The sequence below is a fragment of the Streptomyces sp. NPDC042336 genome (assembly GCF_055581985.1).
In genome coordinates this window covers 1-4,983 of sequence record NZ_JBVJEA010000070.1, presented here as the reverse complement: position 1 = coordinate 4,983, position 4,983 = coordinate 1, and the positions used below count along the sequence as shown (strand labels likewise).

6 protein-coding genes and 1 pseudogene are annotated in these 4,983 nt (G+C 68.5%); 5 read left to right on the top strand and 2 right to left on the bottom strand.

What is annotated here, in order from left to right:
• Positions 1-574: 574 nt before the first annotated feature.
• The 4 genes from ACZ6IM_RS42170 to ACZ6IM_RS42155 all read left to right on the top strand — a co-directional run bounded on the left by ACZ6IM_RS42170 (position 575) and on the right by ACZ6IM_RS42155 (position 1,777).
• On the top strand, positions 575-856 hold the full coding sequence (locus ACZ6IM_RS42170; protein WP_398918965.1) for a hypothetical protein: 282 nt from the start codon (positions 575-577) through the stop codon (positions 854-856).
• 142 nt (positions 857-998) lie between these two features.
• Entirely contained in the window at positions 999-1,163 is a 165-nt protein-coding gene (locus ACZ6IM_RS42165) for a hypothetical protein (RefSeq protein ID WP_319218509.1), read from the top strand.
• A 123-nt stretch (positions 1,164-1,286) separates the two neighbouring features.
• Positions 1,287-1,484, top strand: a complete 198-nt coding sequence (locus tag ACZ6IM_RS42160; RefSeq protein WP_224228317.1) for a toxin-antitoxin system HicB family antitoxin — start codon at positions 1,287-1,289, stop codon at positions 1,482-1,484.
• Complete coding sequence (locus tag ACZ6IM_RS42155; protein WP_319218513.1) at positions 1,481-1,777, top strand: hypothetical protein; 297 nt, start codon at positions 1,481-1,483, stop codon at positions 1,775-1,777. Before ACZ6IM_RS42160 ends, ACZ6IM_RS42155 begins: the two co-directional genes overlap by 4 nt.
• Before the next feature lie 174 nt (positions 1,778-1,951).
• Here the strand turns inward: ACZ6IM_RS42155 and ACZ6IM_RS42150 are convergent, their stop codons facing one another.
• Positions 1,952-2,239: a hypothetical protein gene (locus ACZ6IM_RS42150; RefSeq protein ID WP_319218515.1), complete on the bottom strand. Its 288-nt coding sequence runs from the start codon at positions 2,237-2,239 to the stop codon at positions 1,952-1,954.
• Between the two features lie 359 nt (positions 2,240-2,598).
• On the opposite strand from ACZ6IM_RS42150, the gene ACZ6IM_RS42145 reads away from it, so the two are divergent.
• Positions 2,599-2,991: a hypothetical protein gene (locus ACZ6IM_RS42145; RefSeq protein WP_319218519.1), complete on the top strand. Its 393-nt coding sequence runs from the start codon at positions 2,599-2,601 to the stop codon at positions 2,989-2,991.
• A gap of 405 nt (positions 2,992-3,396) precedes the next feature.
• Here the strand turns inward: ACZ6IM_RS42145 and ACZ6IM_RS42140 are convergent.
• Positions 3,397-4,767 (bottom strand): annotated as a pseudogene (locus ACZ6IM_RS42140) (IS1380 family transposase).
• Positions 4,768-4,983 lie beyond the last annotated feature (216 nt).

Genomic DNA, 4,983 nt, shown 5'->3' with positions numbered 1-4,983 from the left:
GCTGAGGGCGCCCGGTGAGCGAGCCTTCGCCCGCCTCAAGCAATGGCGGATCTTCCGCAAAGCCCGCTGCAGCCCGAACCGGATCAGCCGGACCAGCGCCGCCGTTCACGCCATCGAGACCGCCTGGCGATCAGGATGAGAAGGGTTCACTGATGGCCTTGCCGCGCGATGCCCCGACGTTGTGGGATTCCATGCCATTGCGGAGACACCCCCAAGCGGATGGCCCGAACCCGCCCCCTGCGACATCGGCGACGCTCCATCTTCGGGGAACCGGCCACACCGCGCCTGCGAAGGCGGAATCGGCGGAAGGCTGGGCGCCGCCCACTGCCGATGATGCCTCACGCCTCTGACAGCCCGGCACATGCTTGCTACGCCGCGCATCCGGGGCCCGTGGTTGCCCGGGTGCGCGGCAGTCAGACGGCCGAGGGGGCAGGCTCGGCTTCCAGGCGGTCCAGGCGTTCGTACAGGGCCCGAACGAGTCAGGCACGATTCTGGGCGCAGTGGGCGGTGCCCTGGATCGGTTGGGAGAGGCGGCCGGCGGCTGATGGCCGCCACACCAACCCCGCCCCCAGCGATGACGCCGCAAGAGCTCCAACAACAGGAACAGACCCTGGAGCCGATCAACAGCGAGCTCGCGGCGCGTCTGGCACGGCAAGCGGAGTCGGGTGCGAAGGTGGACACCAAGGCGATGGTGGGCGGCGGCCTGCTCGGGACCGAGCGGGGTGTCGGCGACCAGGTCCGCCAGGTCCGCGCGGCGGCAGACCTCCGTGCCCTGGTCGGGGTGGTGCAAAGTCCCGTCCGGGTTCGCGCTCAGGGGGACCCGGAGGCCGACGAACCGGCGCAGCAAGCTGGATGAGAGACCTGATGCCGATCCGTCCCCCGTAAATACGAAGCGGCCCCCGTTGCCACAACGGGAGCCGCTTTCAAGCCCGACTCGCGCCCCTACCTAAGCACTGAGTCGTGAGCAGCGAGGTGACCTCGTCTGCCGGGTGATGCCCGTGGGCCCGCACGGCAGGGACGAGATCCTTGGCACGGCCTACAGCGATCACGACCTGGTGGTGCTCCTCGAAAGCGCCGGCATTGACGACGCAGAGGTCGTGCTGGATGACCGGCGGTGGGTGGAGTGGCGCGGCGGCCCGGCTCACGATTTCCGTGCTGCCTGACTCTGTGGAAGAACCGCACTGATCCTTCGAGCGAGTATGGGCCCGCAGGGCTCGGCACCGCCCACAGCGAAGACTGAGCGATACCACCTAACGCCACCAGAATACGGTGGCTATGCTGCACCCATGTCCGTCACCACGATGACCCTGCGCGTCCCCGATGACCTTGCCCCCTCGATCCGGGCAGCCGCATCCGAGGCCGGCCTCTCAGTGAACGCCTACGTCGTGCGTGCCGCCCGCCGCGCTGCCACGCTGGATGCCGCGAAGCAGCTCGCCACGCTCGGTCTCGGCGACGACCTGGCGGGCGAGGGCGACACCCTGTGAACCGTGGGGAAATCTGGTCGCTCCCCGACGGCCGCAACGTCCTGATCATCAGCCTGACCGGCCTTGAAGAGGCGTACGGCGCGGTCCTCGTGATCGTGCTCCACGACAGCGGCCGCTACCCCGACACCGCCATGTCCGTCGTCATCGGCGACCCGCTCCCGTGCACCGCCGTCGCCGTCAACATCGTCCAGCTGCGCGTCGACCGGTTCGACGGCGCCAAACTCCTCGGCCCGGTCGACGCGGCGGCCATGATCCGCGTGGACGCCGCCCTGCGAGCCGTCCAGGACCTGTAGCCTCACACAATCCTTCCCGGCTCAGCCGGTCGTCCCTGTCGGATGCGGCATGCCACTGGATCTCTGCCGGAGAATGGCCAACGGGATCCGTCCCCGGACTCGGTCTGTGAGGCGGAGCGCTCCCCGCGCCGCCGCACGGCGGCTGCGGCTGGCGGACGGCTCCTGAGGGCGCTCTCAGTGCTGTGTGCTGGAGGTGTCGTCGTAGGGGCGTTCGCCGTGCCGGTTCAGTCCTTCGTCGTCCACGAAGCCGATGCCCTGGCCCCGGTGGAGTCCAGGATGATCCTTGAAGAGGACACACGGGTTGGTTCCCAGCTCGCCGACGGCCCACGGGCACTCTCCCGGCTGATGAATCTGCCGGGCCTCCGGGACGCAGGCCTGCCAGGACATCCACATGTCCTGATCACACACCCCGTCCTCGCTGAACCCGATCTCCGCAGCGTGCGCGCCCTCGTGACCGGGCATCAGGGTGCACTCCAGTGTTGAGCGAACCTTGGAGTGATCATCTCGTCGTAACACGCCACGTAGTGCTTGCTGCGTCCGCGCGGGCACCGCTCGGCAGGGTGCGGCGGCTCGATGGCCATCTCCTCCCAGAACAGGGTCATCCCCGGGGTTTCCTGCACGTACTTGGTCTCGCGCGGCAAGACCCTCAGCGTCGCCAGACACGAGTCTCGGTCGGGAGCCACCCTGCTGTCGATGCTCTGCGTCGTCATACCAAGGTCAACGACACACGCCGCTGCGCTGCACTGGCCTCATCGAGTGACACCCGCCCGCATCAGTACATGCCGGAAGATGCTCGAACGCACAAGGGGAAGGAAAACCGGATGACGAACGACTTCGACTGGTTTGCCAAACCATGGAGTGCCTCAATGATCCGCGCCGAATGGGCCGACAGCGAGCAGGGGAACGTCTCTGAAAAACTGCTGTACACCAGCACCATGAAGAACAACGAAGCGTTCTGCGTGCGATGCGGCAGTTCAGACGTCCGAGTCACCCACCTCGATCCGGCTGGCGTGGAAGGCGTCTGCCTGCGCTGTGACAACAAGCCCTTCCATGGCACCCCCTGTCAGAACTGTGGAGGTTTCCGCATCGACGGCTCCGAGGGCATCCCTGGCATGCCGTACGAGAAGCTCCCGGAGACCGTCAAGTGCTGGGACTGCGGCCACCGAAACCCGCTACGCGACCCTGGCCCGGCACCGACGGGCAGCCGCCGGTAGAGCGGTCAGCGAACTTGCCTCACCCGGAAGCGGAACGCCACAAGGATCCTGGTTGCAGGACGCCACCCCAACTCAGCCATCGCAAAGGGCCGATGGGCACCGCTGATGCCATGTAAGTTGGTGGTGCTTCTCCGTGGAGAACCCTTCGGACAGGACCGTGCTGGCGGACCCTCCGGCCGGGGAGCCGGTACATCCGGTATCGGTCCGACGACCCCGGAGGAGAATCAGTGGGGAAGCACACTAACCTCGATCCTTCGTGACGGCCCGTCGGCTTCTGCGGCGGGCCGTTTCGGTTGTTCGGGTCGATGGTGGGCAGGATGATGGCCCGGCTGTCGCGTCGGGTGTGCGCCGGGTTCCACGGCTCCGGTCGGGGTATTGCTGCTCGCAGGGACGAGAACGTGCTGCTCAGCCGGGGTTCGGGAGAACTTCGAGGCGCGCCAGGGCGTCGGTGATCACGTCCGTCCAGGGCCAGTGGCGTGCGAACCAGGTGCCGGCGGCGGGCGGTCGTGACGATCTGGGCGGCTGCGGAGAGAAGGCGGAACCGCAGACGGCGGGGCCCGCCCGCGGATTTCACCGGTCAGAGCTAGCATCGGCATCCAGGCCAGCAGGTCCAGGGCGAGCTGGACGATCTCCAGCCAGATCTGGTTCTGCGCGGTGTCGTGCAGGGGCAGGTTGCGCAGGCCGGTGGCCCGCGCGGCCCGGATGCGGTCCTCAGCCCGCGCCCGCTGGCGGCGTCGCAGCTCGAGTGCCGCGATCGCCATGACGGTGGTGCTGGTCGCGAAGCACGTCAGCCGCAGCCCATCGGCGTCGGTGATCCTCAACTGGGCTCCGGGACGGGGCCGTTCCTTGCGGACGATCAGCCGCGTTCCCTTCGGCCAGCCCTTGAGGCAGTCGCCGGACAGTTCGGCGACCCAGGCGCCGTCCCGGATCTCGCCGCCGGGCTCGATCGCTGCCGTCCAGGCCGTGGCGGGCACTTTGAGGACGGCCTGGTGGATCTGCTCGGTGACGGTCATGCCGACCGAGTACGAAAGCCACCGGCCGCGCTGGGCGAGCCAGGCCACGAACTCGTGGGTGCCGCCGCCGGAGTCGGTAGATCAGCGTCCGGCGTCCGCGCCGGTACTTCTTCGGCAGTTGCGCCAGGGCGAGTCGGCCCGTGGTGATGTGGTCGGTGGCGGTGTTGCTGCCCGCGTTGCCCGGCCTGAGCAGGCCGGCCACCGGCTCACCGGTCCCGCCGCTTCCGTGGTCGACGAACGCCACCAGGGGATGGTGTCCGAAGGTCTTCTTCCAGGTCGCGGTGACGTCCTGCTTCTCGGAGTGGGCCAGCACGAGCACTCCGTCCAGGTCCACGATCACCTGCCCCGCGGCATCCGGCGCCGCAGTGCCGGCCAACTTCCAGGACCGCTCACGCGCTTCGGCCCGAGCGGTCCTGATCGCGGCCAGGGCCTTCGGCCCGGCCGCGGCGAGGGCGTCGACGAGCCGGGAGACCGTGGGGTCGGAGGGGACCGGCCCGAAGACGCCGGGCTCGGCCCGCAGCGTCCCGACATCCGCGAGGCAGTCCCCGCCCAGCACGACCGCCAGGGCCACGTCCAGGAGGATCCTTCCCGGATCGTGGACCGCCCGGGGCCGCCGCCACGGCGCGAGCGCCGCCGATATCGCCTGGTCCAACCCGGTCTTGCGGACGGTCTCGACCAGCAGCACGGCCCCGGCCTGGGACACCACCCCACGGCCACCGCCCTCGACGCGGACGCGCGAGTAGGACCCGATACGCTTCTTCACCCGGGAAGTGCCTCCGACGGTGGCAGAAACAAGGACCTCGTCAATCCTCATTCTTGCTGGTCAGAGGCGCTATTCGCTTACCTGACCACCCGTCGGACAACCCGCTTCATGAAAGGCCGAGACTAAGACCGTGTCCTACGTGGCGGTGACTCGTTGGTCCGTTCATGGGGCGGGGTACGTGGAGTTGGATTGTTCCGGACGGGTTGTGGGAGATCG